Origin of the sequence: Streptosporangium sp. NPDC005286, assembly GCF_040607515.1 — a bacterium.
Lineage (GTDB): Bacteria > Actinomycetota > Actinomycetes > Streptosporangiales > Streptosporangiaceae > Streptosporangium.
In genome coordinates this window covers 20,460-44,297 of the sequence record NZ_JBEXGU010000049.1, presented here as the reverse complement: position 1 = coordinate 44,297, position 23,838 = coordinate 20,460, and the positions used below count along the sequence as shown (strand labels likewise).

The following is a 23,838-nucleotide window of genomic DNA, read 5'->3' as shown; positions in this document are numbered from 1 at the left end:
TGTCAAGAGACGGCTGACTGTTGTCAACCGGTCGGCTTCAAGACTTCCGCAGGTCAGGCTTCCTTGTCTGTCACACCGGCGGAATCGAAGGTCGCGACCTCGTGCATCACCCTGGCCGCGGCGCAGACGAGCGGGTGGGCGAGCAGGCCGCCGGTGCCCTCGCCGAGCCGGAGTTCCAACTCCACCAGGGGGCGCAGGCCCAGGTGATCCAGGGCCGCGGCGTGACCGGGTTCGGCCGAGCGGTGCCCGGCCACGCAGTGGTCGACGACGTCGGGCGCCATCGCCGCCGCCGCCAGTGCCGCCGCCCCCGCGATGACACCGTCCAGGATGACCGGCACCCGCAGAGCGGCCCCGGCGAGGACGAATCCGGCGATCGCCGCGTGTTCCAGGCCGCCGACCGCGGCCAGCGTCTCCAGCGCGGACACCGAGGAGGCGGCACCCGGCTCGCGCTCCAGGTCGTTCACCCGGAGTGCCTCGCGGACCACCTCGACCTTGCGTTCCAGGGTCTCGCCGTCGATACCGGTGCCCCTGCCGGTCACGGCCGCCGCTTCGTGCCCGGTGAACGCGCAGATCAACGCGGCCGAGGCGGTGGTGTTGGCGATGCCCATGTCTCCGGTGATCAGGCAGCGGGCGCCTCCGTCGACGAGCTCGCGGGCATGGGCGATCCCGGCCTCCAGGGCCGCGACCGCCTGCTCGGGGGTCATCGCCGGTCCGCGGGACAGGTCGGCCGTACCGTACGCGACCTTACTGATCGTCAGTCCTGGCGCGGGGTCGAGGTCGGCGGCCACACCGACGTCGACGACCGTCACCGAGGCACCCACCTGGGCGGCGAAGGCGTTGGCCACGGCACCGCCCGCGAGGAAGTTGCCGACCATCTGCAGGGTGACCTCCTGCGGCCACGGGGTCACGCCCCTGGCGTGGACACCGTGGTCGGCGGCGAAGATCGCCAGAGCCGCGGGAACCGGGAGTGGTGGCGGGCTGACCGCCGCGGCCCCGGCCAGCCGTATCGCCACGTCCTCCAGCGCGCCCAGCGCGCCCCTGGGCTTGGTCAGGCGGTCCTGGTGGGCTCGGGCCTCGGCGACGGCCGCCGGGTCGGCGGGACGGATCGCCGCAATGATCTCTTCGAGGATGGTCATGCGCTTCAGTCTCCTCCAGAAACCAGCCGGAAAAACACCAAAACCATCACGGGATCACCAGGCGATGCCGCTGAGCGCCTCCTCGTAGCGCTCGATGACCACGTCGGCCAGGCCCTCGCAGTCACCGATGACGTCGGCGCAGCGGACGTCCAGGTTCGAGTGGCCTGCGGCGTAGGCCATGGCCTGAGCCCAGACGCGGTCGAGCAGGCCACCGGCGAAGAGCAGGTAGGGCACGACGATCACGCGCTTGGCACCGAGGCGGCGGCAGCGCTCGATGCCGCCGGGGACGCCGGGCGGGGTGAGGGAGACGAACGCCGTCTCCACGGTCATGTACTCGTGGGCGTGGGTCTCCCAGAAGAGCCGGGAGACCCGGTGCACGTCGGCGTTGGTCTCGGGGCTGGTGGAGCCGTCACCGACCAGCACGACGGCGGTCTCGCCGATCTCGATGTGCTCGGGTTCCTCGTCGAGCGGCCCGGCGGCGGCGGGGACCAGCCGGAGGCTGGCGACCTCGGCGGCGGCGTCGGCCAGACGCTCGGCGAGCAGCGCGAGGATACGGGGGTCGGAGCCCAGGGAACGGCCGTAGTCGCAGGTGAGCATGGGATGTCTCTCCCGCTCGCGGGCTATCGCGGAGGGGATGTCCGTGCCGAGCCACGTACCGCCGGTGAGACTCATGGGCTGGGCCACCATCCGGTGGTGCCCGCGCGCGACCAGCGATGCGACGGAGTCACTGAGGCGTGGCCTGGCCTTGGCAATGTAGCCGCCGGAGACGTCGGCCGCCGTCTGGTCCAGGCGACAGCGGAGCCGGTGGATGAACCTACCGAATTCAGCGGATCCGTTGTCGTCGTGCGAGCCCTGCCCGATGAGCAGCAGCGGCGGTTTCATGGAAACAGGACTCCAATGACCTTGACCTGGGGTTACGCAGTAACGACTCGCGACAATATCCGATAATGACACTACGCGGGCAGGTAACGGATCGGTAAATTCCGCCTTTTCTCCTGCGGACCTGATGGACGGCGAGGATCGGATCGACCCCGGCGGGCGACAACCGTCCGCCGGCCGAGCCCTGTGGATCACACGCCATGGCACGCTAGCCGGGCATGCCGTAGACGTCCAGCACGGCCACATCCGTGTTTCGCGCCCGACGCACCTCCCCCTGCCGGATCAGCGGATGACGACGACCTCCAGCGCGCGCGGGCCGTGCACGCCCTCCACCCGGTTCAGCTCGATGTCGCTGGTCGCGGAGGGACCGCTGATCCAGGTCAGCGGCCTGGACGGGTCGAGTCTGCCGACGGCCTCGGGAACGCCGGCCACGATCTGCCCGGCGCGCACGACGCACAGGTGGTAGTCCGGTACCAGGGTCAGCGCCCGGCGCCCCTGCCCGGGGCCGGCGTCCAGCACGATCGTGCCGGTCTCCGCGATCGCCACGGCGCACCCGGTGACGACACCGTCCACCCCGTCCAGCTCGGCCGCGCTCAGCGGCGGATCGTCGGTGACCGGCTCTCCGGGGACCCACTCGGGTGGCAGTCCTTCGGGGACGACCAGCCGGGTGGCGCCCCGGCGGGCCAGCGCCGCCGCGATCGTCGCGGCCGCCTCCCCCTCGTCCACCACGTGCACGACGGCCCGGTAGTCGGCCACCCGCTCGGCGAGCAGTTCCACCAGGCCCGTCGCGCGGGCCGGGTCCGGTGAGGTGCGGTAGGCGCGGGTGATCTCGACCTCGCCGGCCCCGGCCACCGCGGAGCGGATCCGCGACAGGATCAGCTCCCTGCTGCCCGCAGCGGTCATTGAACGCCTCCGTCTGTGCGGTCCCACCAGTCACGGAATGACTCGGGAGGAATATCGGGAATGTCGCGCGTGTCGGTCCAGGCCGACAGCGGGCCCGGCAGGCGTCCGGGGACGAACCTGCGCAGGCGGCCGCCGAGCCGTTGAGCACGTGCCAGCCGCGCGGGGCGATTGAACACCCATCCGGCGGCACGCATGCCCAGGCGCTCGACACGCGCGTGGCGGACCTTGCCACGCAGGTGGACCAGGACCTCGGGAATGTCGATCGCGACCGGGCAGGCGTCGAGGCAGGCGCCGCAGAGGGTCGAGGCGTACGGCAGCGACGCGTCCAGCTTCGAGGCGGTGCCGCGCAGCTGCGGGGTGAGGATCGCCCCGATCGGTCCCGGATAGACCGAGCCGTACGCGTGGCCTCCGGCCCGCTCGTAGACCGGGCAGACGTTCAGGCAGGCCGAGCAGCGGATGCAGCGCAGCGCCTGACGGCCGATCTCGTCCGCCAGCACGTTCGTCCGGCCGTTGTCGAGCAGCACCAGGTGGAACTCCTGCCCCTCGACCGCGCCGGTCCAGGTGGAGGTATAGGGGTTCATCCGCTCGCCGGTGGAGCTCCTGGGCAGCAGCTGGAGGAAGACCTCCAGGTCCTGCCAGCTGGGCAGCAGCTTCTCGATGCCGACCACGCTGATCAGCGTCTCGGGCAGGGTGAGGCACATCCGCCCGTTGCCCTCGGACTCCAGCACCACCAGCGTGCCGGTCTCGGCGATCATGAAGTTGGCGCCGGAGATCGCGACCCTGGTGGATAGGAAGCGCTCGCGCAGGTGGAGCCGGGCGGCCTCGGCGAGGGCGCGGGGGTCGTCCGTCAGGTCCGCCGGCGCGGCGCGCCCCCAGTCGGCCATCTTCTCCCGGAAGATCTCGCGGATCTCCGCGCGGTTGCGGTGGATCGCCGGGACCAGGATGTGCGAGGGCCAGTCGTCGCCGAGCTGGACGATCAGCTCGGCCAGGTCGGTCTCGTACGCGGTGATGCCCTCCAGTTCGAGAGCCTCGTTGAGGCCGATCTCCTGGGTCGCCATCGACTTGACCTTGACCACGCTGGTCTCGCCGGTGGCCTTGACCAGGTCGGCGACGATCCGGTTGGCCTCCTTGGCGTCGGCCGCCCAGTGAACGTGGCCGCCCGCCGCGGTGACCGCCTCCTCCATGCGCACCAGGTAGCGCTCCAGGTTGCGCAGGGTATGGTCCTTGATCTCCTTGCCCGCCCGGCGGAGCTCGGCCCAGTCGGGCAGCTCGCCGACCGCGGCGGCCCGCTTGCCGCGGATCGTGTGGGTGGCCTTGCGGAGGTTGTACCTGAGCTGTGAGTCCCGCACGGCGGCCGCGGCGTTCGCGGGGAAGGCCGGCATGCCGAGGAACGTGGCGCCCCCGCTCATCCGCGCACCGCCCTGCCGTCGCCGCTCTCCGTGGCGGCGAGGATCTCGGCGAGGTGCATGATCCGTACACCGGCGCGCTGGCGTCTGAGGGTGCCGCCGATGTGCATCAGGCAGGAGTTGTCGGCGGCGCACAGCACCTCGGCACCGGTGGTCGCGACATTGTGCACCTTGTCCGCGCACATGGCGGCGGAGATCGCCGGGTTCTTCACCGCGAAGGTGCCGCCGAAACCACAGCACTCGTCCGCTCCGGGGAGCGGGACCAGCTCCAGGCCCCTGACCTGCTCAAGCAGGCGGGTGGGCCGGTCTCCCAAGTGGAGGCCGCGCAGCGAGTGGCAGGTCGGGTGGTAGGTCACCCGGTGCGGGAAGTAGGCGCCGACGTCGGTGACGCCGAGGACGTCGACGAGGAACTCCGAGAGCTCGTAGACCTTCGGCACCGTCTCGGCCACCTCCGCGGCGAACGAGCCGGGCGGGGGTCTCTCCCCCGCGGGGGCCCCGGCGGCGGCCGGGGTGCGGGCGAGACGCGGGTACTGCTCGCGGACCATCGCGGCGCACGACCCGGACGGCGCGACGACCGCGTCGTACTCGGCGAAGACGTCCACGAAGTGCCGCGCGAGCCGCCTGCCCTCCTCGGGGTACCCCGTGTTGACGTGCATCTGGCCACAGCAGGTCTGCGCCCGTGGGAACTCGACGTCACATCCGAGGCGGCGCAGCAGCGTGACGACCGCTCGCCCGGTGCCGGGAAAGAGCGTGTCGTTCACGCAGGTGATGAACAGGGCGACGCGCACGGCACTCCTTTACGCTCATATGGTATGACCATAGTATGGTCTGACCATATTCCCTCACAAGAGGAGGCCCCCTTGAGCGGTTGGCAGCCGGTCCGGCGCACCCGGGCGTTCGAGGACGTGATCGCCCAGATCGAGCGGCGCATCGCGGACGACGGGCTCACGGTCGGCGACCGCCTGCCCGGCGAGCGGCAACTCGCCGAGCAACTGCGGGTGAGCCGGTCGTCCGTACGCGAGGCGATGCGGGTTCTGGAGACGCTGGGCGTGGTGTCGTCGCAGGTCGGGCGGGGGCCGGACGCGGGGGCCTGCCTCATCTCCAGACCCGCGGACGCCCTGAGCGACCTGCTCAGACTCCACCTCGGGCTGTCGAACCTGTCGCTGGCGGAGGTCGTCGACGCCCGGCTGATGATCGAAAAGTGGTCCGCCGCGCACGCCGCGGCACACGGGGCGGACCTGTCGGCCCTGACCGCCGCGCTGGAGAGGATGGACGCCTCGACGACCGCGGAGGAGTTCGTCGAGCACGACACGGCCTTCCACGTGGCCATCGCCGAGGCGTCGGGCAACAGGCTGACCACCGCCATGATGCTCTCGCTGCGTGACTCGCTCCGCCGCTACGCGGTCGGCGCGGTCGAGCGCCTCGGCGACACGGCAGGGCTGATGGCCGATCACCATCGGATCCACCGGGCCATCGTCGCCGGGGACGCGGCGGGGGCCGCCGCCGCCGTCGAGGCCCACCTGCTGCGGGCCTACCCCGGCATCTCACGGTCCCCACGGACCGAGGAAGAGGGGCCTGACGGGCAGCACGGGCGGCTTGACCGAGTCGGCTGACCTGCAGGTGGCGCCCGAGCAGGAGACCAGTGCGTCGAGCTGCTGGTTGAACTGGGCGATCACGGAGAGCGGGGTCTCGGCGGCGATGTTGCGGAGCTGGTAAGGATCCGCGACGAGGTCGTAGAACTGGTACTCGCCGGTGGAGTAGCGGACGAAGGTGTGCCAGGCGGTCCGCATGCCCTGGTAGGCCGGGACCGGAGTCTGGCGGGCCGAGCCCGGGTCCGTCGGGCGGTTGAACTCCAGCAGCACGTTCTGGCGCCACGAGGGCGGCGTGCGGCCCTGCAGGAGCGGCAGCAGGGAGCGGCCCTCGACGAAGTCGGGGAGCGTGACACCGGCCAGCTGGGCGAACGTCGGGGCCAGGTCCACCGTGGAGGCCATGTCGCCGATGACGCGGCCCGCCGGCACACCGGGGCCGCGGACCAGGAGCGGCACCTTGATCGACTCGTCGAAGGGGGTGGTCTTGCCCTGGGCGAGCCGGTGCTGGCCCTGGTGGAACCCGTTATCGGAGGCGAAAAAGATATACGTTTCATCCAGCTTGCCGGAGACCCTGAGGGACTCGATCAGGGCACCCACCATGTCGTCCACGCCGAGCATCGCCCGGAGCCGGTCGCGGTAGTGACGGTCGATCTTCTGGACCTTCCTGGCGTCGAACTGCGGGAGCGACCTGAGCCAGAGTGGCTCGGCACTGACATCCGGCTGGTTGAAGGACGGGGTGCGCGGGGCCACCGCTCCGGCGAAGGCGGCCTCGTGCCGGGGGGCGTAGTTGGCCGGGTTGTGCGGGGCGATCGGAGCGAGGTAGAGGAAGAACGGGTCGTCGCCCGGCTGGGAGACGAACGCCCCCGCCTTCGCGCTGAGCACGTCGGCCAGGTAGTCCTCCGGCGCGAAGCCGTAGGCCCGCAGCGCGCCGTTCTCGTTGAGCGTGTAGCCGTACTCCTCGTAGAGCCTGCGCACCGGCACGTCCCACTCGTCCCAGCCGGGTGGCACGTAGGTGGCGGCGGTGGCGCCGCCGGGGTAGTGGTTGAGGTACTTGCCCATCAGGCCGGTGCGGTATCCGGCCGACTTCATCCAGGTCCCGAGCGTGGAACGTTCCAGGCCGGTTGTGTAGTACTTGGTGAAGCCGCCCTCGGGAGCGGTGTTGGTCAGCACTCCGTGGCTGTGCACGTACTGGGAGCGCATGATCGACGCTCGTGACGGGCAGCACCAGGAGTTCGGCACGAAGAACCGGTCGAAGCTGGTGCCACCCCTGGCAAGGAGGTTTGAGATGTTGGGAAATTTCTGGAGATCCCCCGCATCCAGGTCGTCAACGAGGACCAGCACGATGTTGGGCCGCCCCGCCGCGTGCGCCACGGCCGGGATCGCTCCCGCGACGGCGAGGGCAAGGAGAAAGATCAGGGAGAGGAGCTTGCGAGCTGCATAGAGCACAGATGGACGCTTCCCGGGAGACCGAATTTCGACACCTCACACTCGACCGACCAATGTAGAACGTGTTCTAATTGCGGAGCGTGTCCGGCCTTACGTTGCGAGGAGACCCGGTGAGTACCGACCTGAAACTCGGCCTGAACCTCGGCTACTGGCAGCGCGACGCCGACGACGCCACCGAACTCGTCCAGGCCGCGGAACGGCTGGGGTACGAGTCCGTCTGGACCGCGGAAGCCTACGGTAGCGACGCCTTCACCCCGCTGGCCTGGTACGGCGCGCGGACGTCCCGCATCAAACTGGGCACATCGGTGGTGCAGATCTCCGCCAGGACCCCGGCGGCGACCGCGATGACCGCGATGACCCTCGATCACCTCACCGGCGGGCGGCTGCTGCTCGGCATCGGCGCGTCCGGCCCCCAGGTGGTCGAGGGCTGGTACGGCCGTCCGTTCCCCAAGCCGCTCGCCCGCACCCGCGAGTACGTCGAGATCATGCGCAAGGTCTGGCGCCGCGAGGAGCCGGTGACCAGCGACGGCGAGCACTACCCCCTGCCCTACCCGGGCGGCGCGAACCTCGGCAAGCCGCTGAAGCTGATCACCCGCCCGCTCCGCGGCGAGATCCCCCTCTATCTCGGCGCGGAGGGCCCGAAAAACGTCGCGCTCGCCACCGAGATCGCCGACGGCTGGCTGCCGCTCTTCGTGTTCCCCGAGAAGATCGAGCGGATGTACGGCCCCTCGCTCGCCGGCGCCGGGCCTGACTTCGACATCGCCGCCATGGTCATGACACTGATCACCGACGACGTCAGGGCGGCGCTGGACGGGGTGAAGATGATGCTGACCCTCTACATCGGCGGCATGGGTGCCAAGAGCCGCAACTTCCACGCCGACATCATCGGCAGGATGGGCTACGCCGAGGCCGCCGAGGAGATCCAGGCGCTCTACCTGGCCGGGCGCAGGGACGAGGCGTTCAACGCGATCCCCGACGAGCTGGCCGACGGCATCTCCCTGGTCGGCCCGGTGGGCCGCATCCGCGAACGCCTGGAGCTGTGGCGCAAGAGCCCGGTGAGCAACCTCCTGGTGATGGGCCCCCGCGACGAGACCTCCCTGAAGACGATCCGGGACCTGGTCCTCGGCTGAGCCACCCCGCCCCCGCCGGGGTGGCGGACCCGCCGGGTGCCCCGCCGCCCCCTCCGGGACGGCGGGGCGGGAGATCACTTCCGGGCGCCGAGTTCGTTGACCCAGCCGAAGCTCTCGTACGCGACCTTGAGACCCTTACGGGCGGGGATGAACGCGGTGCGGGAGTCGGTGGCGCGGGGCTTCTCGTCCGGGCCGTCGTAGAGGAAGGCCAGCAGGCGCGCGCCCGACTCGTCGATGACCAGGGTGTGGTGGCCGTTGGCCGTGGTGACCGCGGTTCCCGTGCGGCCGAGCGGGTCGAGGACGCCCTGCTTCAGGACGAGTCCCGGCTGGGCGGCCAGGATGCGCAGCATCGAGGCGCGCGTGGCCGCGCTCGTCGGCATGGACAGCAGGTGACGCGCCCCCTCGAAGGCGAAGTCCGCGAACGATCCCTCGCGGTGCGCCGAGCGGAGCCAGCGCTCCAGTCCCTCGACGTCGCCGGGCAGCTTCTGCTCCTTGCCCAGGGTCAGCGTCTTGGCACCGATCTGCATTCCCAGGACCATGGAGAAGTCCTCGGTACGCGGGGCGGGCCACAGGGACGGGGATCCCTTGGCCTTCCAGGCCGCCTCATCGGAGTCGGTCTCGAAGGTGACCTGGACGTCCTGGTTGGAGGAGAGCCGCCCGTCCTTGCCGTCGGACCAGGATTCGTCGGTGTGGGCGACGACCGCGCCGGACCCGACGGGCTCGAAGGTCCGGGTGCGGTCGAACCAGTACCTGCCCTTCGGGGCGGTCTCACGCGCCGCCGTCTCCGCGCCGGCCAGCAGGAACGACCGGGCGTCAAGCGTGACCACCGGTGTGCCGGGCGTCGCGGCGGTGGATCCGGCGGAGGTCTGGTCCGGGTAGGTGAGCTCGGCGGTCCGGCCGCCACCCGGTCCCCGCAACCCGATCGTCCCCGTCACGACGGCCGGCACCGTCACCGCCGCGGCCAGCCCGACGAGGGCGCCGACCAGTGCGACCCTCGGGGTGAGACGGAACCCCGGACGGAAGGTGGGGCGGAACACGGACCGGGGCCGGGGCCTGGCCTCAGCGAAGGCGCGGGCGAGGTCCGCCTCGCGGCGGCGTCGGTAGGCGTCCTCGGCGAGGGCGTCCGGGCGTAGCGCGCGGACCCGCTCGTCAACGTCGTTCATCGGATACCTCCAGTTCGGGGACCCCGGGCCTGGAACCCGGGGTGGGACGCGGCGCGGTGCCGCAGGGGATTGGTGAGGTGAGGTCGAGCGCCTGGGACAGGCGGCGGCGGGCGCGGTACAGGCGGACCGTGAACGCACGGGCCGAGCATCCGGCGAGCCTGGCGGCATCGGCCGGGGCAAGGCCGTACCAGCTGGCCAGGACCACGGCCTCGACGTCCTGCTCGGACAGGTCGGCGAGCGCCGCCAGCGCGGCCTCGCGCTCGGCGACCTGATCGGCCACGTCGCCCGCCGGGGCCAGTTCGGCCAGCCGGTCGGCCAGCGCCCGCTTCCGCAGCCCGGAACGCCGCTGCGCGCGCAGCAGGTTGCGGGCGGTGCCGAGCAGCCACGGCAACGGAGACTCGGGCAGGCGTTCCAGCTGCCGCCAGGCGATCAGGAACGTCTCGCTGGCGACGTCCTCGGCCTCCTGCCGCTCGGCACGGAGCAGCGCGTAGCCGAGCACGCTGCGATAGTGCCGGTCGTACAGCGCGGTGAATCGCGCTTCTGGATCATCCACACCCAGTAGTGCCTTTCCACGCGCCCCGATCACCGGCGGAACGAAAAAACATTCGGCGCGTCCGATCCCCATGATGCTCGCGCGGGTTCGCCCACGGGCCGGACGCGGGCGCCCTGTGCTGAAAGCCGGGCCTGCCCACCTCCGGCTGGGTTTGTCGGTGAATGCCGAACCGTTGCCCGGCGCCGGGCTGGCAGAATCCATCGGGTGACGATTCGGGTGCTCATCGCTGACGACCAGGAACTGGTGCGGACCGGGTTCCAGATGATTCTGGACGCCCAGGAGGACATGGAGGTCCTGGCGACGGCCGCCAACGGAGCCGAGGCCGTCGAGCTGGCGCGGCGGCTGCGGCCCGACGTCTGCCTGCTGGACATCCGGATGCCCAAGCTGGACGGCCTGGAGGCCACCCGCCTCCTGGCGGGACCGGGGGTGCCCAACCCGATGAAGGTGGTCATCGTCACGACCTTCGACCTGGACGAGTACGTCTACGGAGCGCTGCGCGCCGGAGCGACCGGTTTCCTGCTCAAGGACAGCGGGCCGACCCTGCTCATCGAGGCGATCCGGGCCGCGGCGGCGGGGGACGCGCTGGTGTCGCCCTCGGTGACCGTACGCCTGCTCGAACACCTGGCCCACCCGCGGGCCGGTGCCCGCCGGCCGCCCCGCGAGCCCCTCACCGAGCGCGAGCTGGACGTCGTACGCCTGGTGGCCAGGGGACGGACCAACCAGGAGGTCGCCGCCGAGCTGTTCGTGTCGCTGTCGACGGTGAAGACGCACCTGGGAAGCATCCAGACGAAGCTCGGCGCCAGGAACCGGGTGGAGATCGCCGCGTGGGCCTGGGAGTCGGGCACCGTGAGCTGAGCGAGCCGAGTTGGCCAAGTGGACAGAGTGGTCCGAGTGGGCTGATTAGCGAAAGGGCTGACGGGATAGAAAAAGGGCAGGTCCTCAGCGCATGGCGGGGGGAGATATACATGCGCTCTATCCCATCTCTACAGAAAAGGTCGGCTTCGGCCGTCTACTTCACCCTTACCACCCTGGTGGTCGCGACCGCCGCCCTGGCGGTGTTCGAACAGGCCCGTGGCCGGCGCCTCGTCCTGGAGATCTCGAAACTCGGCGGCGACCCCCACGCCCCCGGTGCCGACGCGATCTTCGGCGCGGTGACGGTCTTCGCCATCCTGATCATTTTCTTCGCCACGGCCGCGATCGCCGCCGTCGTCGCGTACCTGAACTGGCTGCTCCGTGCCCGGCAGTGCGCCGACCGGCCCGCGGTGGCCACCGTCCTGGCGAGCTGGTTCGTGCCGGTGGTCAACCTCGTCGCCCCCGTCGTGCTGGTCGACCGGCTGTGGCGGGCCTCCCGTCCGCCGGCCGACCGCCGCCCGCGCTGGCGGGTGCTGCTCGCCGCCTGGTGGCTGAGCTGGCTGGTCGCGCTCACGCTGGTGCTGGTACGGCTCTGGCCGGGCGTGTCCCAGGCGGGCACCGGCCTGACCGGTTTCGGCCCGCCCGAGCTGACCGCCGTCACGGTCGCCGCACTGCTCTGCGCGGCGACGGTCCGGCAGATCACCGGGATCCAGACCGCAGGCGCCAGGCACCGGCGCCGGATCCCGGTGCACCGTCCGGAGCGTGCCGGACGCCGGGGCGGGATCGGATCCTGGGGCGTGGCCGCGGCCTGGGGCGGGGAGTCAGTCCCAGGCCCTGATCAGCAGCCAGCCCTCGCCCGCGGTGTCGAACCGGAGCTCGTAGGTGCCGACCTGGCCACCGGTGGCGGCCTCGGCTCGCCAGAACCGGCGCTCGCCCGGATCTCTGTCGGAGACCTTCCACCACTCGCGCGCGACAACCCAGTGGTCGAGAATCCGGTGGACCGTGTAGAGCTGGTCTCGCCAGACGAACTGGACGGGCCGTCCCTCGCGGGTCCACACCTCGACAGGGTCGCCGTAGAGTCGGTTCAAGACGCCTCTTCTCCCCGCGGCTTCGGATGAGTGCCCGGGGGAAGGCGGGCCCGCCGTATCGAACATACGTTCTCATCGAGTCGGGCGCAAGTCACCCATCTGCCGTACCAGCGGGTTGGCGTCCACCGAGTTGCGGATGCTGAAGGTCACGCTGCCCGCGCGGTAGCGGTCGTCGGACCACTCGACGGGCCGGCCCTCGTGGGTGGTGGTGACCCGGCGCTGACGCAGCAGCGGGCTGCCCCTGCGCACGGCCAGCAGCCTGGAGTCCTGCACGCCGGCGGCCACCGCGTCGATGAGGTGCTCGCCGTAGGCGAAGACGAGGCCGACGCTGTCGCAGAGGGCCCGGGTGATCGACTCGCAGCCGGGTTCGATCCGCTCGACGGCCGGGGCGATCCACCCGGCGTAGGTCGTGCGCTCCAGCATCACCGGCTCGCCTTCCAGGGAACGAAGCCGCAGCACCGACAGCACCGGTTCGCCCGGCTGGAGCGCCAGCCGGGCCGCCTCGGTGGCGTCGGCGCCCCTGCGACGCTGTTGCAGCACCTGCCCGCTGACCCGGTAGCCCATCGCCCGCGCCCACTGGGCGAAGCTGTGCAGCTCGGCGAAGCTCTGGCTGCGCTCGCGGCCGAGCACGATGCGCCTGGCCCCCTGCCGGGAGCCGACCAGGCCCTCGGTGGCGAGCACCGCGACGGCCTGGCGGATCGTGCCCCGGGAGGCCGCGAAGCGGGTGGCCAGATCGGCCTCCGAGGGCAGCTGGGCCCCCACGGCGTACTCGCCTCGCATGATCGCGTCGCGCAGCCTCTCCGCGATGCCCAGGTAACGGGGGGTCACACCCGGCTCCTTTCTCCCGAGCCCCCGAACGACGGGATTCCTTCCCGTGTGCCTTCCAACACCCGCGCCCCCTTCAGGACGCCCGCGAACGTCCGGCGACCGCGCAATCCCGCCTCGCCTCTCAGAACCGCCCTCGCATTCGGCCCGACATCCGACTCTGTTCCCACCGCGGTTCCCGCTCCTGTTCCCACGCCTGTCCCCGACGGTGGGCGCGATGGCGCGCCGCTTGGCTGCGCGCACCGACCGACGAGACCGACCTCCACCCTAAACACCCCTGAATCACCCACACAGCTGCGATTTTCGCATTTCACCCATGTACTCCATGCGTTCACCAAACAGCAACTTATTCACGGCATACGAGGTCTAGCTTGTTTGTACAAGTTCGTCTACTTTCGTGAAATATTGCGCGACACCCCCTTGGGAGACACAGTGATCGCATCCCGAGTTCGCTTTGCAGGCCTGGCCGCTTTCCTCCTGGTGGGAGCCACCGCGTGCGGGGCCGCCCCCGGCACGTCGACCCCGTCGGGAGCCGCCTCCGACGGAGGCTCCGCGGCCGGCGTGGACGCCAGAACCGCCACCTCCGCGGCCGATTTCGGCGGGCTGGACAAGCTCGTCGAGGCCGCCAAGAAGGAGGGCAAGCTCCACGTCATCGCCCTGCCGCCGGACTGGGCCAACTACGGAAAGATCATCGAGACGTTCAAGGCGAAGTACGGCATCGAGATCGAGAGCGAGACGCCCGACGCCGCCAGCGCCGACGAGATCAACGCGGTGAAGACCCGCAAGGGCCAGGACCGCGCCCCCGACGTTCTCGACATCGGCCAGTCCTTCGCGATCAGCGGCGCCGCCGAGGGCCTGTTCGCGCCGTACAAGGTCCAGACGTGGGACAAGATCCCCGAGAACCAGAAGGAGCCCTCCGGCCTCTGGTTCAACGACTACGGCGGCTACATCTCCATCGGCTGCGACGCCAAGAAGATCGACAAGTGCCCGGAGACCTACGCCGACCTGCTCAAGCCCGAGTACAAGGGCAAGATCGCCCTGAACGGCAACCCGACCAAGTCCGGCTCGGCGTTCGCGGGCGTGTACGCGGCGGCCCTCGCGAACGGCGGCTCCTTCGACGACATCCAGCCCGGCCTGGACTTCTTCAAGAAGCTCAAGGAGAGCGGGAACTTCAACCCGGTGGAGACCACCCCGGCCACCATCGAGAAGGGCGAGACCCAGATCAGCATCGACTGGGACTACAACAACGCCGCCTACGCCCCCAAGATGGCCGAGAAGGGCATCGACTGGAAGACCGTCATCCCCAGCGACGGCGAGTACTTCCAGCTGTACGCCCAGGCCATCAACAAGGACGCCCCGCACCCGGCCGCCGCGCGCCTGTGGCAGGAGTTCCTCTACAGCACTGAAGGCCAGAACCTCTACCTCGGGGGCTTCGCCCGCCCGGTCCTGCTGCCCGCCATGCAGGCCGACGGTTCGGTCGACAAGGCCGCCGAGGCCAACCTCCCGCCCGTCGACGGCGAGCCCACCTTCCCGTCGGAGGCGCAGGTCAACAAGGCCAAGGAGGTCCTGGCGAACGGCTGGGGCGCCGCGGTCTCGGGATGACGGCCCGCACGGTCACGGCCGCCGCCCCGCGCGGCGGCCACGGCCGATCCAAGAACTGGCTGGGCGCCCTGCCGCTGCTGGTCGTGGTGACCGTGGCGTTCGGCATTCCGGCGGTCACCCTGCTCGTCGGGGCGTTCACCGTCAGGGACCCGGCGACCAGGGTGTCGTCCATCGGCACCGCCAACCTGTCCAGGAGCCTGCAGGGCGCCTACCTCAACGCCCTGCTCAGCAGCGTGCAGCTGTCGGCGGTGGTGGCGGTGGTCGCCGCGGTCCTCGGGACGTTCCTGGCCCAGGCCGTGATCACCTCTCGCTTCACGGCGCTGCGCGAGGCGGTGCTGACCTTCTCCGGCGTGCTGGCCAACTTCGGCGGCGTGCCGCTGGCCTTCATCTGGATCGCCACCCTGGGCAACTCGGGGGTGCTCACCACCGCGCTGGGCATCGGCCCCGGCGCGCTGTACAACTTCTGGGGCCTGGCCCTGGTCTACCTGTACTTCTCGGTGCCGCTGATGGTACTCGTGGTGACCCCGGCGCTGGACGGCCTGCGCCCGCAGTGGCGGGAGGCGGCGCAGAACAGCGGCGCCACCACCTGGCAGTTCTGGCGCCACGTCGGCATCCCGGTGCTGACCCCCGCGCTGCTCGGCGGCGTCGTCCTGCTGTTCGGCGGCGCGTTCGCCGCCTACGCCACCGCCGCCGCCATGGTCGGCAGCACGGTCCCGCTGGTCACCCTGCAGATCGCCGACGCGCTCACCGGTGACGTCCTCATCGGCTACGAGAACATCGCGCTCGCCCTGAGCCTCGACATGATCGTCATCGCGCTGCTGGTGATGGCGGTCTACCTGCCGCTGCAGAGGAGGAGTTCCCGATGGTTGCGGTAGCCGCCCTGCCCGACGTCACTTCCGGCGGCCCGGGCCCCACCGCCCGCCCCGGGCAGCGACGGGCCTGGCGGGGGGTCGTGTTGGTCGTCGCGGCGCTCTACTTCGTCGTGCCGATGGCCGTGTCGTTCTGGTTCACCGTCTACTCCGAGGGGCAGGGCTTCTCGCTCGCCGCCTACGGCCGGATCCTGTCGGCGCCCGGCTTCCTGTCCAGCCTGCTGCTCTCCCTCGGGCTGGCCACCGCCACCATCGTCGCGGTGCTGCTGCTGACCCTTCCGGCGATGCTGGCCGTACGGCTCGGCGCGTCGAGGCTGGGGCCGGTGCTGGAGCTGATCGCCACGCTCCCGCTGGTCGTGCCGCCGATCACCTACGTGGTCGGCATCAGCACGGCACTGCGCGGCGGCATCGACGCGCTGGCCGCCACACCGCTCTGGGCGACGCTGATCGCCGTCCAGGACGAGCGGTTCCCGATCGTCCTGGTGCTGGCGTACGTGGTGCTGACGCTGCCGTTCGCCTACCGGTCGCTGGACGCCGGGCTGCGCGCGATCGACGTGCGGACCCTGGTGGAGGCGGCCCGCAACCTGGGCGCCTCGTGGCCGTACGTGCTGTTCCGGGTGATCATCCCCAACATCCGCTCCGCCATCGCCAGCGCCTCGTTCCTCACCCTCGCGCTGGTGCTCGGCGAGTACACGGTCGCCGCCCTGCTCGGTTACCAGACCTTCCCGGTCTGGATCGTCACCATCTCCGGGAACGACGGGCAGCTCTCCGTGGCACTGTCGATCATCAGCCTGCTCCTCATCTGGCTGCTGCTGCTCACCCTCTCGGGTGCGGGAAGGAAGCGTTCGTGACCGTCGAGTTCCGAGGACTGCGCCGCGCGTTCGGCCGTACGGTCGCGCTGGACGGCCTGGACCTCACCGTGGAGCAGGGCGAGCTGATGGCCCTGCTCGGCCCGTCGGGCTGTGGGAAGACCACGGCGCTGCGCTGCGTCGCCGGGTTCGAGCACCCCGACGCCGGGGCGGTGCTGGTGGACGGCAAGGACATCACCCGGGTCCCCGCCAACCGGCGGGACGCGGGTATGGTCTTCCAGTCCTACAGCCTGTTCCCCAACCTCAACGCCAGGGACAACGTGGCCTTCGGGCTCCGGGTCCGCAAGGTGCCCACCGCCAGACGGCACGCGCGGGCGGCCGAGTTGCTGGAGCTGGTCGGCCTGCCGGCGCATGCCCAGCGCTACCCGCACGAGCTCTCCGGCGGTCAGCAGCAGCGCGTCGCCCTGGCCAGGGCGCTGGCGCTGGAGCCGCGCGTGCTGCTGCTCGACGAGCCGCTGTCCGCGCTGGACGCCAAGGTCCGTGTCACGCTCCGCGAGGAGATCCGCCGGCTCCAGCTCGAACTGGGCATCACCACCATCTTCGTCACCCACGACCAGGAGGAGGCCCTGTCGGTCGCCGACCGGGTCGCGGTGCTGCGCGCCGGGCGGCTGGAGCAGTGCGGTCCCCCGGCCGAGGTCTACGACCGGCCCGCCACCCCGTTCGTCGCGGAGTTCGTCGGCGCGATGAACCACGTCCCCGGCCACCTGTCCGGTCAGGAGGTCACGGTCCTGGGCCGGCTCATGCCGGTGGACGGCCCGCTGCCCTCCGCCTCCGACGTCGACGTGCTGGTCCGTCCCGAGGCGGTGCTGGTCACGCCCTCCCCCGAGGGAAGTGCCACGATCGTGGCCTCCTCCTTCCGCGGCTCGGTCGCGCGGCTGCGGGTGCGGCTGGGCGAGCTGGAGATCCTCAGCGACGTACCGGGACACGACGCGGTGCGGCTGGCGCCGGGCACGCGGGTGGACGTCGCCCTCGTGCAGCGGCCTGTCCTCGTCGCGGCGCGCACCGCCCCCGCTCTCCCGGAGCCCTCGGGGCTCCCGGAGCCCTCGGGGCTCCCGGAGCCCTCGGGGCCGGATGCGTCCGAGGCGTCGGAGGATCCCGCGGGTGTCGGGTGAGCTCCGCGCCGTCCTGTTCGACATGGACGGCACACTCGTGGACACCGAGGGAATGTGGTGGCAGGCGTGCGCGGCGGTCGCCGCGGAGTCGGGTCTGGAACTGGCCGAGGCCGACACCGGCCACGTGCTCGGCCGCCCGGTCGAGTACGTGGCCGCCCACCTGGTAAGGCGCGCGTCGTCCACCGCTTCCGGCGCGTCCGCGCCCCCCGGTGGAGCGGACACCGTCGAACGGGTGGGGGCGCGGCTCACCGACGCCTTCGCCGAGCGGATCGCGGGCGGGGTGACGCCGCTGCCCGGCGCGATCCGGCTGCTGGACGACCTGGGCGCGGGTGGCGTACCCGCGGCGCTGGTCAGCGCCTCCCCCCGGCGCATCGTGGACATGGTGCTCCAGACCGTCGGGGCCGAGCGGTTCACCCTGGTCGTGGCCGCCGAGGACACCGCGCGCGGCAAACCGCTGCCGGACCCCTACCTGCGGGCGGCCGCCGAGCTGGGCGTCGACCCCGGCGAGTGCGTGGCGGTGGAGGACAGCCCGACCGGGCTCGCGGCGGCCCGCGCGGCCGGATGCCGGGTGGTGTCGGTCACGGGCGGCATGGCGCGGGAGGGCGTGCTGGCCGTGGACGGCCTGGAAAAAGTGGACCTTCCGCTGTTGCGACAGCTGGCGAGCGGCCAGAGATCGATAGGCTGAACCACTCATGTGATGGCGTACGCGGTTAGGTACAAAGGTGAACAACCTCAGTCCCGACGAACCACTACAGATAGGCCGATACCGCTTGCTCAGCAGGCTGGGCCGCGGCGGGATGGGCACGGTCTATCTCGGCGAGTCCCCCGACGGGCAACAGGTCGCCATCAAGGTCATCAACTCGGAGTACAGCCAGCACGAGCGGTTCCGGATGCGGTTCCGCAGGGAGGCCGACGCCGCGCAGCGGGTCCGCAGGTTCTGCACGGCCGCGGTCATCGAGGCGGCGCTCGACGGCGACCAGCTCTACGTCGTCACCGAGTACGTCACCGGCCCCAACCTGGAGGAGGCGGTGGAGTCCGGCGGGCCGCTGCACGGCTCCAGCCTGGACGCGCTGGCCGTCGGGGTGGCGACCGCGCTGACCGCCATCCACGCCGCCGGGGTGGTGCACCGCGACCTCAAGCCCTCCAACGTGCTGCTCTCCCCGGTCGGCCCCCGCGTGATCGACTTCGGCATCGCCCGCGCGCTGGACACGCTCAGCGGGATGACCGGGACCGGGGAGATCCTCGGCACCCCCCGCTACATGGCGCCCGAGGTGCTCCGCGGCGAGCCGGTCTCGGCCGCCTGCGACGTGTTCTCGTGGGGCTGCCTGATGGCCTTCGCCGCGAGCGGGCGAGCTCCGTTCGGCGGCGAGGCGCTGCCCGCGGTGCTGTACCAGGTGCTCAACACCGAGCCCACCCTGGAGGGCATGGAGCCCGCGCTGCGCGAGCTGGTCGGCCACGCCCTGGCCAAGGACCCGCGGCACCGGCCCACCTCCCAGCAGCTCCTCGACCACCTGGTGGGCCGCTCCGCCGCGCCCGAGCAGACCGCCCACTCGGTTCAGGCCTCCTGGCAGGGGCAGCCGGCAGGACCCGCGAACGCCCCGGGGACCGACGACCTCCGGTGGACCCCCACCTCGATGTCCTCCCAGCCCGGCTACACGATCTCCGGCAACCCGCAGACGGGCCCCGGCCACACGCTCCTGGGTCCGCAGAGCGATCTCGGGATCTTTCCGCGCGAACAGTCGGCCAAGCGCCGCAAGCTGGTCATCGGAGCGGCCGCGGCGGCCCTGGTGGTGGCCGGCGCGTTCGGCCTGAGTCTGGTCCTATCCCCCGGCGGCCCCCCGGAGAACCTCACCCTGCTCTACCAGGACGACTTCACCCAGAGCGGCACCGGCTGGAGCGGCGGCGCCTACAATCCGCTCGCTGACACCTACGGCTACGGCTACGCCCCCGACGGCTACTACGCCATCGACGTCAGCGGCTACTACCCCATCAAGCGGGAGCAGGCCCCGATCCCCTTCGTGCCCACACCCCCCGCCACCCCCGACCCCACAGCGAGCCCCACACCGATCACGCCGAGCCGGATCCTGCTCGGCACCGACATCACGATCCGCTCCGGCAGCATCGGCATGGGCGAGTACGGACTGTTCTGCCGGGGCGAGGACGACAACAAGGCGACCCGGTACGAGTTCCTGCTCGACACCGCGGGGAACGCCCGCATCCGCAAGACCGTCAAGAGCGCCGGGGGCGAGCTCACCAAACCCGTCAAGGTCGACCTGCCCAAGGGGAAGACCGCCCGCCTTCAAGCCGAGTGCACCGGGGTCGACAGAGGCGTGCAGCTCAACATGTGGGTCAACGGCGATCGGGCGCAGTCCTTCCTCGACACCAACCCGCTGCCCAACGGCCTGGTGGGCGTGATCGCCCGGGTCGGCGAGAACAGCGACGCCGTGCTCAGGACCGCGTTCGACAACTTCACACTGCACGGCCCTGCCGCCACCGGGCAGCCCTGAGTGATCCGCCCGGTGTCGGGGACGATCGGGACACTGACAGATCGAAGGAGTTCAGCACGATGCACGCCATAGCCGTCTCCGCCACCGGCGGCCCCGAGGTTCTCACCTATGTCGACGACCATCCGGACCCCGAGGTGAACCCCGGGGAGGTCCTGGTCGACGTCGCCGCCTCCGGCGTGAACTTCATCGACATCTACCACCGGATGGGCCGTTACCCGCTCTCCCTGCCCTTCATCCCCGGTGAGGAGGGCGCGGGCACCGTCGTCGCGGTCGGCGAGGACGTCCACGACGTCGCCGTCGGCGACACCGTCGCCTGGGCGTCTGTGCCGCGCAGTTACGCCTCCAGGGTCGCGGTGCCCGCTTCCAAGCTGCTCTCGGTGCCCGAGGGGGTCGCGCCCGAGGCCGCGGCGGCCATCACGCTCCAGGGACTGACCGCGCACTACCTGACCCACTCCACCTACGCGGTGAAGGCCGGTGACGACGTGCTGGTGCACGCCGCCGCCGGTGGCATGGGCCTGTTGCTCACCCAGATCGCCAAGCTGCGCGGCGCCCGGGTGATCGGCACGGTCTCCACCGAGGAGAAGGAGGCCCTGGCCCGCCAGGCGGGCGCCGACGAGGTGCTCCGCTACCGGAACTTCCCCGACGCGGTCCGCAAGCTGACCGGCTCCGGCGTGCACGTCGTCTACGACGGCGTGGGCGCGGCCACCTTCGACGAGAGCATCGTCTCGCTGCGCCCGCGCGGCATGATGGCGCTGTACGGCCAGGCCAGCGGCCCGGTCCCACCCGTCGACCCGCAGATCCTCGCCAGGAACGGCTCCCTGTTCCTGACCCGCCCCAGCCTGAACGCCTACATCGCCACCCGCGACGAGCTCGTCTGGCGGGCCTCCGAGATCTACGGCTGGGTGGCCGACGGGCGGATCCGGGTGCACATCTCCAACCGCTACCCGCTGGCGGAGGCCGCCCGCGCCCACTCGGACCTCGAATCCCGCCGTACGACCGGCAAGGTGCTACTGATCCCCTGACGGGCGTGCGGGAACGCGCGGAGGCGCGTCAAAGGGTGCCGCGTCCGGTGTCGACCCGGGCCCGTCACCCTGTTCTTCGGTGACGGGCCACCGGGGCTCCGCGTACGGCGGGGGCGGTCAGCGCAGCGGCTGGGCGGGCCAGTCCAGCAGCCGGGCGCCCAGGACCGCCGTCTCCAGGGTGAAACGCTGGGTGGAATCGTCCGGTGAGAACCCGGTGAGGCGGCGGATCCGCTCCAGCCGGTAGGTCACCGCCCGGGTGCTGACGCCGAGCCTGCGCGCGGCGGCGGTCTGGTTGCCCTGGGAGGCGAAGACCGCCTCCAGCGTGGCGAGCAGCGGCTCGGGACCGCCCCGCGCCTCGAGCAGCGGGCTGAGCACCGTCGTCACCAGGTCCTCGATGGCCGCCCGGTCCCGCAGCAGCACCGGGAAGACCAGCAGGTCGGCGGCTTTCAGCACGGGGGCGCGCAACCCCAGCCGGTCGCCGAGCTCGATGGCGTTGGCACCCTCACGATAGGAGGCGACCACCCCGCCGGGGCCTCGGTGTGCCCTGCCAAGACCGACCCGCCAGCCGGGCGCGAACAGCCGGCGGACGTGGTGGGTGAACTCGCCGGTCGCGGCGGCGAGGCCGCCCGGCGCCACGCAGACGAGCATCCCGTCCCGGACCGCGACCAGCACGTTGTGCGAGCCGAACCGGGCGATCAGCGCGTCCTCGATCCGCCGGGCCGTCCCCTCGGCGAGCCCGCCGTCCGCCCCGCCGCCGACGTGGGCGGCGGGGCGGGCGACGGCGACCGCGTAGCTCTCGGCCAGGCGGAGGCCGAAGTGCTCGGCCCGCTCGGCGAGCCGGTGGACGCGCCCCTGGAGCAGGTCGTCGACGAACTCCCGGCGCGCGAACTCCTCCTGGCGCAGCGCGGACCGCTGGGCGTCCTCGTACCCCTCCATCAGCGCGGAGACCGTACGCCGCAGGGCCGGAAACGGGGCGGGGCTCACCGACTCGGCCATGGCCAGTGCCGCCTCGACCAGGGCACGGACGGACACGCCCCGCTCCGCGGCCAGCGCACCGGCGGCGCGGCAGTCGTCGAGCTCGGCTCTGCCCGGCGGCCTGCCGGTGGCGGCCGCCTCCCTCAACGTCCGGAGATGGCCGCCGAGCAGCTCGTCCATCAGACTCCCACGTCACGCCTGTCGAAGGCCGGTATCGCGGTCAGCACCAGCGCGACGATCGCCCCTACCAGCACGAGATACTCCCACGCGGGAAATCCCTGCTGGATCGGCCGTCCGTCGAGGTAGTAGTGGAACGGCGAGATCCAGCGCAGCCAGGACACCCCGTCCACGTCCCTGCCCATCGTCTCGACCACGTAGCCGGCCACCGCGACCACCCCGACCACCGCCAGGGCGACCCCCCTGCGTCCCGTCAACGCGCCGACGGTCAGACAGAGCGTGCCGAAGAAGAGGGCGAGCAGGAAGACGCCGGTGTGACCGGCCAGGATCCGGTCGGCCGGAACGTCCATGCCGACGGCCGAGGCCAGGCCGAGCACGACGAGGAAGGTGACCGCCGTCACGCCGAGCAGGGCGAGGGCGAGGGCGGCGAAGCGCTCCAGGACCAGCCGCCTGCGGGTGATCGGGAGGGTGAGGGTCAGCTCCAGGGTGCCCGTCTCCTCGGGCTGGGCGATCGCCCGGTTACCGATCACCGCGGCGCACATGATGAACAGCATCGGCCCGAACAGCTGGTAGACCAGCGTCTGCAGGTAGCCGGGGCCGCTGGTGAAGCCGTCCTCCAGACCGCCCATGAGGTCGCGCATCGCCCCGGGGAACTTGGTCAGCGCCACCTGCCCGTAGAGCTCGGGGTTGCTCACGATGGTCGGGTAGTACGCCAGGTACAGCCCGAAGAACGCGCTGATCCCGATTGTCCAGCCGAGCAGCGCCCGCCGGTAGTCACGCAGGCTCTTCGACACCAGCACGGGCATGACGCGCCTCCTCATCGCTGTAGTAGGTCAGGAAGATCTCTTCGAGGTCGGGCTCGGCGCTGACCATGTGCACCACGGTGAACCGCGCCGCCGCCTTGACCAGCGCGTCCGGGCGGCCGTCGATGGTGCAGCGCACCCCGGCGCCCTCCACCCGCAGGTCCCGCACGCCGGGCAGGTTCTCGAACGCCTCGCGGGGCACCGGCGCGTCGAAGTGGAACTCCACCTGGCGCACCGCCTTCTCGCGGAGCGCGGCGACGTCCTCCACCGCGACCAGCCTGCCGGCTCGTACGATGCCGACCCGGTCGGAGACGTGCTCGACCTCGGCCAGCACGTGCGAGGACATCAGCACGGTACGGCCGGAGGCGCGGACCTCGCGGATCATCGCCAGGAACTCCTGCTGCACCAGCGGGTCCAGGCCGCTGGTCGGCTCGTCGAGGATCAGGAACTCCGGCTCGTGCATGAACGCCTGGATGAGCCCGACCTTCTGCTTGTTGCCCTTGGAGAGCTTGCCCATCGGCACCGCCAGGTCGGCCTCCAGCCGCTCGGCCAGCTCCGTGATCCGGCCTCTGGGCACGCCGCCGCGTACCGCGCCGAGAAAGGCGAGGTAGTCTCCCGCCCGTTCCCTGCCCTCCAGGGCCAGCTCGCCGGGCAGGTAACCGATCCGGCTCCGCACGCCCGCCTCGCGGGGATCGCTGCCAAGGACCGTCATCCGGCCCCTGGTGGGGCGGATCACGTCCAGGAGCAGCCGGATCGTGGTCGTCTTTCCCGCGCCGTTCGGGCCGAGGTACCCGAACACCTCCCCGGGCCGGATCTCCAGGTCGAGATCCTCAAGTCCCCGGCGCCCGCCGTAGAACTTGGTGAGCCCCTCGGTTTCCACCACCGCTGTCATGCACCCGATCGTGCCCGCCCGCCGGTGCGGGGGCCATGGC

At 71.3% G+C, this 23,838-nt stretch carries 23 protein-coding genes and 1 pseudogene; 11 read left to right on the top strand and 13 right to left on the bottom strand.

Going from position 1 to position 23,838, the window contains the following annotated elements:
* Positions 1 to 53: 53 nt before the first annotated feature.
* From cobT to ABZU75_RS19845, 5 genes are all read right to left on the bottom strand, one after another.
* Entirely contained in the window at positions 54 to 1,136 is a 1,083-nt protein-coding gene (gene cobT / locus ABZU75_RS19865; RefSeq protein WP_355555934.1) for a nicotinate-nucleotide--dimethylbenzimidazole phosphoribosyltransferase, read from the bottom strand.
* Positions 1,137 to 1,190: 54 nt separating this feature from the next.
* A complete protein-coding gene (locus ABZU75_RS19860; RefSeq protein WP_350921536.1) occupies positions 1,191 to 2,018 on the bottom strand; it encodes a sirohydrochlorin chelatase in 828 nt (275 codons plus the stop codon).
* 279 nt (positions 2,019 to 2,297) lie between these two features.
* Positions 2,298 to 2,918, bottom strand: a complete 621-nt coding sequence (locus tag ABZU75_RS19855) for an LUD domain-containing protein (RefSeq protein ID WP_355555930.1) — start codon at positions 2,916 to 2,918, stop codon at positions 2,298 to 2,300.
* On the bottom strand, positions 2,915 to 4,327 hold the full coding sequence (locus ABZU75_RS19850; protein ID WP_355555927.1) for a lactate utilization protein B: 1,413 nt from the start codon (positions 4,325 to 4,327) through the stop codon (positions 2,915 to 2,917). The genes ABZU75_RS19855 and ABZU75_RS19850 overlap by 4 nt, the downstream gene beginning before the upstream one ends.
* Complete coding sequence (locus ABZU75_RS19845; RefSeq protein WP_355555925.1) at positions 4,324 to 5,112, bottom strand: (Fe-S)-binding protein; 789 nt, start codon at positions 5,110 to 5,112, stop codon at positions 4,324 to 4,326. The genes ABZU75_RS19850 and ABZU75_RS19845 overlap by 4 nt, the downstream gene beginning before the upstream one ends.
* 72 nt (positions 5,113 to 5,184) lie before the next feature.
* Between ABZU75_RS19845 and ABZU75_RS19840 the strand changes: the two genes are divergently transcribed.
* On the top strand, positions 5,185 to 5,937 hold the full coding sequence (locus tag ABZU75_RS19840; protein WP_350957109.1) for an FCD domain-containing protein: 753 nt from the start codon (positions 5,185 to 5,187) through the stop codon (positions 5,935 to 5,937).
* Here ABZU75_RS19840 and ABZU75_RS19835 read toward each other — a convergent pair.
* Positions 5,869 to 7,359 (bottom strand): sulfatase, encoded by a 1,491-nt coding sequence (locus tag ABZU75_RS19835; RefSeq protein WP_355555922.1) that lies wholly within the window; start codon positions 7,357 to 7,359, stop codon positions 5,869 to 5,871. The two genes, ABZU75_RS19840 and ABZU75_RS19835, sit on opposite strands and share 69 nt — an antisense overlap.
* A 110-nt stretch (positions 7,360 to 7,469) precedes the next feature.
* Here ABZU75_RS19835 and ABZU75_RS19830 point away from each other — a divergent pair, with 110 nt between their 5' ends.
* Positions 7,470 to 8,489: an LLM class F420-dependent oxidoreductase gene (locus tag ABZU75_RS19830; protein WP_355555920.1), complete on the top strand. Its 1,020-nt coding sequence runs from the start codon at positions 7,470 to 7,472 to the stop codon at positions 8,487 to 8,489.
* A 74-nt stretch (positions 8,490 to 8,563) separates the two neighbouring features.
* On the opposite strand, the gene ABZU75_RS19825 is transcribed toward ABZU75_RS19830, so the two are convergent.
* Together ABZU75_RS19825 and ABZU75_RS19820 are read right to left on the bottom strand one after the other, a co-directional pair.
* Entirely contained in the window at positions 8,564 to 9,652 is a 1,089-nt protein-coding gene (locus tag ABZU75_RS19825; RefSeq protein WP_355555918.1) for a hypothetical protein, read from the bottom strand.
* Entirely contained in the window at positions 9,639 to 10,205 is a 567-nt protein-coding gene (locus tag ABZU75_RS19820) for an RNA polymerase sigma factor (protein WP_355555916.1), read from the bottom strand. Before ABZU75_RS19820 ends, ABZU75_RS19825 begins: the two co-directional genes overlap by 14 nt.
* Positions 10,206 to 10,409: 204 nt before the next feature.
* Between ABZU75_RS19820 and ABZU75_RS19815 the strand changes: the two genes are divergently transcribed.
* Together ABZU75_RS19815 and ABZU75_RS19810 are read left to right on the top strand one after the other, a co-directional pair.
* Positions 10,410 to 11,060 carry a response regulator transcription factor gene (locus ABZU75_RS19815; protein WP_350921515.1) on the top strand — a complete coding sequence of 217 codons (651 nt, stop codon included), beginning with the start codon at positions 10,410 to 10,412 and terminating at the stop codon, positions 11,058 to 11,060.
* Positions 11,061 to 11,170: 110 nt separating this feature from the next.
* A pseudogene (locus tag ABZU75_RS19810) lies at positions 11,171 to 11,746 on the top strand (DUF4328 domain-containing protein); the annotation flags it as partial.
* Between the two features lie 132 nt (positions 11,747 to 11,878).
* On the opposite strand, the gene ABZU75_RS19805 reads toward ABZU75_RS19810, so the two are convergent.
* Positions 11,879 to 12,211: a DUF6504 family protein gene (locus tag ABZU75_RS19805; RefSeq protein WP_355555958.1), complete on the bottom strand. Its 333-nt coding sequence runs from the start codon at positions 12,209 to 12,211 to the stop codon at positions 11,879 to 11,881.
* A 6-nt stretch (positions 12,212 to 12,217) separates the two neighbouring features.
* Positions 12,218 to 12,973, bottom strand: coding sequence for a GntR family transcriptional regulator (locus tag ABZU75_RS19800; protein WP_355555913.1), 756 nt, complete (start codon positions 12,971 to 12,973; stop codon positions 12,218 to 12,220).
* Positions 12,974 to 13,531: 558 nt separating this feature from the next.
* Here ABZU75_RS19800 and ABZU75_RS19795 point away from each other — a divergent pair.
* Genes ABZU75_RS19795 through ABZU75_RS19765 form a run of 7 tightly spaced genes read left to right on the top strand, consistent with a single transcriptional unit; the run spans position 13,532 to position 20,951 of the window.
* Positions 13,532 to 14,572, top strand: a complete 1,041-nt coding sequence (locus ABZU75_RS19795; RefSeq protein WP_355555911.1) for an extracellular solute-binding protein — start codon at positions 13,532 to 13,534, stop codon at positions 14,570 to 14,572.
* A complete protein-coding gene (locus ABZU75_RS19790; RefSeq protein ID WP_355555909.1) occupies positions 14,569 to 15,447 on the top strand; it encodes an ABC transporter permease subunit in 879 nt (292 codons plus the stop codon). Before ABZU75_RS19795 ends, ABZU75_RS19790 begins: the two co-directional genes overlap by 4 nt.
* Positions 15,435 to 16,292, top strand: a complete 858-nt coding sequence (locus ABZU75_RS19785; protein WP_355555907.1) for an ABC transporter permease subunit — start codon at positions 15,435 to 15,437, stop codon at positions 16,290 to 16,292. Before ABZU75_RS19790 ends, ABZU75_RS19785 begins: the two co-directional genes overlap by 13 nt.
* Complete coding sequence (locus tag ABZU75_RS19780; protein WP_355555905.1) at positions 16,289 to 17,422, top strand: ABC transporter ATP-binding protein; 1,134 nt, start codon at positions 16,289 to 16,291, stop codon at positions 17,420 to 17,422. Before ABZU75_RS19785 ends, ABZU75_RS19780 begins: the two co-directional genes overlap by 4 nt.
* A complete protein-coding gene (locus ABZU75_RS19775) occupies positions 17,412 to 18,107 on the top strand; it encodes an HAD family phosphatase (RefSeq protein ID WP_355555903.1) in 696 nt (231 codons plus the stop codon). Before ABZU75_RS19780 ends, ABZU75_RS19775 begins: the two co-directional genes overlap by 11 nt.
* 37 nt (positions 18,108 to 18,144) lie before the next feature.
* Positions 18,145 to 19,929, top strand: a complete 1,785-nt coding sequence (locus ABZU75_RS19770; RefSeq protein ID WP_355555901.1) for a serine/threonine-protein kinase — start codon at positions 18,145 to 18,147, stop codon at positions 19,927 to 19,929.
* A gap of 59 nt (positions 19,930 to 19,988) precedes the next feature.
* Entirely contained in the window at positions 19,989 to 20,951 is a 963-nt protein-coding gene (locus ABZU75_RS19765) for a quinone oxidoreductase (RefSeq protein WP_355555899.1), read from the top strand.
* 117 nt (positions 20,952 to 21,068) lie between these two features.
* Here ABZU75_RS19765 and ABZU75_RS19760 read toward each other — a convergent pair whose 3' ends face one another.
* The 3 genes from ABZU75_RS19760 to ABZU75_RS19750 are packed head-to-tail and all read right to left on the bottom strand — an operon-like array spanning position 21,069 to position 23,798.
* On the bottom strand, positions 21,069 to 22,106 hold the full coding sequence (locus tag ABZU75_RS19760) for a helix-turn-helix domain-containing protein (RefSeq protein ID WP_355555897.1): 1,038 nt from the start codon (positions 22,104 to 22,106) through the stop codon (positions 21,069 to 21,071).
* A complete protein-coding gene (locus tag ABZU75_RS19755) occupies positions 22,106 to 22,909 on the bottom strand; it encodes an ABC transporter permease subunit (protein ID WP_355555895.1) in 804 nt (267 codons plus the stop codon). Before ABZU75_RS19755 ends, ABZU75_RS19760 begins: the two co-directional genes overlap by 1 nt.
* On the bottom strand, positions 22,878 to 23,798 hold the full coding sequence (locus ABZU75_RS19750) for an ABC transporter ATP-binding protein (protein ID WP_355555893.1): 921 nt from the start codon (positions 23,796 to 23,798) through the stop codon (positions 22,878 to 22,880). The genes ABZU75_RS19755 and ABZU75_RS19750 overlap by 32 nt, the downstream gene beginning before the upstream one ends.
* Positions 23,799 to 23,838: the final 40 nt, after the last annotated feature.